This is a genomic window from Flavihumibacter sp. UBA7668 (assembly GCF_002483205.1).
Classification (GTDB): Bacteria; Bacteroidota; Bacteroidia; order Chitinophagales; family Chitinophagaceae; genus Flavihumibacter.
Genome location: NZ_DLHM01000002.1, coordinates 444341 through 448125 on the forward strand (window position 1 = coordinate 444341; position 3785 = coordinate 448125).

2 protein-coding genes are annotated in these 3785 nt (G+C 44.3%); both read right to left on the reverse strand.

Going from position 1 to position 3785, the window contains the following annotated elements; all coding sequences use genetic code 11:
• Positions 1-427: 427 nt before the first annotated feature.
• Positions 428-1036, reverse strand: coding sequence for a DUF305 domain-containing protein (locus tag B2746_RS05605; protein WP_239597263.1), 609 nt, complete (start codon positions 1034-1036; stop codon positions 428-430).
• Positions 1037-1235: 199 nt separating this feature from the next.
• A complete protein-coding gene (locus B2746_RS05610) occupies positions 1236-3656 on the reverse strand; it encodes a heavy metal translocating P-type ATPase (protein ID WP_239597259.1) in 2421 nt (806 codons plus the stop codon).
• Positions 3657-3785: the final 129 nt, after the last annotated feature.

Sequence of the window (3785 nt, forward strand, 5' to 3'; positions counted from 1 at the left end):
TGATACTGCAAATTTCTATAAAATGCTGCATGGCAGTATTACGTAATTTCGGGTTTAATTTATAAGATTTACGGATTACTTTTCCCCTCTTAACCGCAAGCTATAGCGTTCTATTGCTACGCCTGGATTCATTAGAGGTTTTTTTACGTGGTTAACGGATATATTCCGTTACCGGAAAGCTGATTACATGGTAAAGAAATGCCTAAAGCAGGGTTTGCTTAATAGAGACTACCGTTTGCCTGAAAACCTTATGGCTTACGGGATCTTGGCAAGCTTAGAAGAAATGAAGGTATCTGCTAACATCCGTGGCGATGTTAATGCCTTTGTCTTTTGAGTACTTACATGCTGTCTCAATCCGGTGTTGTTATTATGCACCTTGATAAAGGTTTCCTTTTTAGTGACAGTGTTTTTATCAATAATGTAGCTATCAACGTTTGTTTGATTTTATCCAATTGCTTAACTCTTGAATTTCTTTTGTCTGGTCCTCAATCATCATCTGTGCCATTGATTTTAATTGCGCGTTATTGCCAAACATAATGTAGGCTTCTGCGTCTTCAATGGCACTGTTGTGATGTAGAATCAACAGCGTAGCATAGTCATTGTCAAGATCACCGGTTATAAGCTGAACGTCTGCCATCTGATCCATTTTCTTCATATGGGCCATGTGCTCGGCTGAATGGGCCGGTACAGCGTTGTTTACTGACTGTGTGGTTAAGAAATCTTTCAATTCCTGTATTTCCAGGGTTTGAGCACTAATTACCTTTTGGGAAAACCGTTTTAAAGAATCATTCTGTCCTTCCTGGCTTTGAACGGTACTCATGTTTATTGCTCCTTCATGGTGCATAATCATCATTTTTGCGAAGTCGATCTCGGGATCGTCGGTCATAGGCATAGCTTCCATCCGGCTCATCATGGCGTGTAAACTATCCATCATGCGGTTTTCGTCATGGCTTTGCAGGCGCAGTTCATCACTATTTTTGTTGCAGGCAGCAAGAATGAATATTATCAATGCGGCAATGGGCATAATTTTTTTCATATCATAGATTTTAGTAAAGAGGGTAAAAACTGTGCCATTAGCCAGCTTAACGCTCTCTTTAGTTTAATTACGTCTCCTGCGTTGATAATGGGCAAACAAGTCCCTGCCTTTTTAAAAGTTGGACCCAAATATCCCCAATGCCAGTAGATTTATATGCACATTGTATGTTTTTATGGACGGTATAATACGCGTTTTATCCTTACCTATTTTTCCATTTCAGTAGCAGGCTATTGCTGACTACACTTACGCTGCTGAGTGCCATTGCCGCCCCTGCAATCATGGGGTTAAGCAGGAAGCCATTCACAGGATAAAGGATACCTGCGGCTATCGGAATGCCAATTACATTGTAAATAAACGCCCAAAACAGGTTTTGTTTGATAGTGGCTACTGTCTGTTTTGACAAACGTATTGCCTGTGGTATCTTGGTAAGGTCTGAGGAGATGATGGTCATCTTGGCAACATCCATTGCTATATCGCTGCCTTTGCCCATTGCGATACTTACATCGGCTGTTGCCAAAGCGGTGCTGTCATTAATGCCATCGCCTACCATCGCCACTGTTTTACCCTGCTGTTGCAGTTCTTTTACAAAATCGGCTTTGTGCTGTGGCAATACCTCGGCCTTGTAATGCCTGATGCCTGTCTGCTCTGCAATGGATTTTGCGGTAGCTTCATTATCCCCGGTCAGCATATACAGGTCAATGCCCATATCCTGCATTTCTTTGATGGCCTGTACTGATGTGTCTTTAATCTTATCGGCTATGGCAATGACAGCAAGAGCTTGTTTGCTGTTTGCAAACCAGATAACGGTTTTGGACTGTTTGCCCCATTCTTCGGCTTTGTCTTGTAATTCGCCAGCAATGACAATCTTGTTTTCTGCCAACAGCTTTTTATTACCTACAAAATAGGTTTCGCCGTTGTGATTGGCTTTTGCCCCTTTACCCGTAATACTGTCGAACAGGGATAAAGAGGTAGCCCGTACCCCTTCAAAGTGTTTTGCCACTGCTTCTGCCAATGGATGCTCCGATTGCTTTTCAATGCTCAACAGCACATTTTGGGAAGCATCGTCATTATTCAGCCATTGGATGCCGGTCACCTGTGGTTTTCCTTCGGTAATAGTTCCCGTTTTATCCAGTACGATGGCATTTATTTTCTTGGCCAGTTCGAGGCTTTCCGCATCTTTAATGAGGATACCCTTTTCTGCTCCTTTGCCAACACCTACCATGATAGCCGTAGGCGTGGCCAGTCCCAATGCACAGGGGCAGGCAATGACGAGTACGGTGACGGCTGCCAGTAATCCCTGTACGATCCCGTTATCGCCACCCAGCACCAGCCATAGCAAAAAGGTCAGGATGGCAATACCCATGACAACCGGAACAAAAATACCTGCAATTTTATCTACCAATTTTTGAACAGGCGCTTTGCTTCCCTGTGCATCCTGCACCATTTTGATGATGTGGGCAAGCATCGTCTCTTTACCTACTTTCACTGCTTTAAACTGGAAGCTGCCTTTTTGGTTGATCGTTCCTGCAAACACTTTTTCGTTTTCATTTTTAAGTACCGGGACCGGCTCGCCGCTTAACATGCTTTCATCCACATACGAACTGCCGGATGTTACCATACCGTCTACAGCGATTTTTTCACCGGGCTTTACCCGTATCACATCACCCGCGTTTACCTCTTCAATGGCGGTCTGCTTTTCTGACCCGTCGGCCTGGATTACCATTACGGTTTTAGGTTGTAAACCCATCAGTTTTTTAATGGCCGATGATGTATTTCCTTTGGCCTTTTCTTCCAGCAATTTCCCTAACAGGATAAATGCTATGATTACGGCCGCGGCTTCAAAATATACGTGCGCATGCAATCCTCTCTGATGCCAAAAGTCAGCAAACAGCATATTGAATACGCTGAAGATATAGGCGATCCCCGTACTTAACGCCACGAGCGTGTCCATATTGGCGGAACGGTGTCTGGCCTGCTTCCAGGCATTGATAAAGAAATCCCTGCCCAGCCATGCCACAACAGGCGTAGCGAATGCCCACATGATCTGGTTGGCATAAGGTATATCCATGAAGAACATCCCGATCACTACAACGGGTAAAGACAGGATGATTGCCCATACGGTTTTAGTCTTCAGCTTGCTGAAGTTTTGGGCGTGGATCGCTTCCAATGTTTCCTGCTGCCTGGTTTCATCTTCAATCAATAAATCGTAACCTACGGATTGTACCGCTTTTTGCAACTTTGAAGCGCTGGTCATATTCGGGAGATATTCTACGGTAAGATTCCCGGTTGCAAAGTTGACAGATGCACTGACCACGCCGGGTTGGTATTTTACGATACTTTCAGCGCTTCCGGCACAGGATGCACAGGTCATGCCCAGGACAGGAAAAGCGCCTTTAGCAGTGGTAATGTTATACCCGAGATCCTTTACTGCCTTCACCGCTTCGGGTATTGCCTCATGGTCATTTACCGTTATGGCGGCCCTGCGGTTGTTCAGCTCTACTTTATGGGTGGTGATCCCCTTGACTTGTGCCAGCCCCTTGTCAACGATGGATGCGCAATGGTCACTCTCTACGTTTTCCAAAGGCAGATAGATGATTTCTTTATTATTATCTGTCGCCATATTTTGCTGCTTTATTGAATAATGCAAATTTGACCATAATGCCAGTGGCTACTATTACGAAATTTTGGAATTGATTTATAAAATTTCAGGGAACAGGGTTAACCTGTGCCAGGGATACTGTTCGCTGCT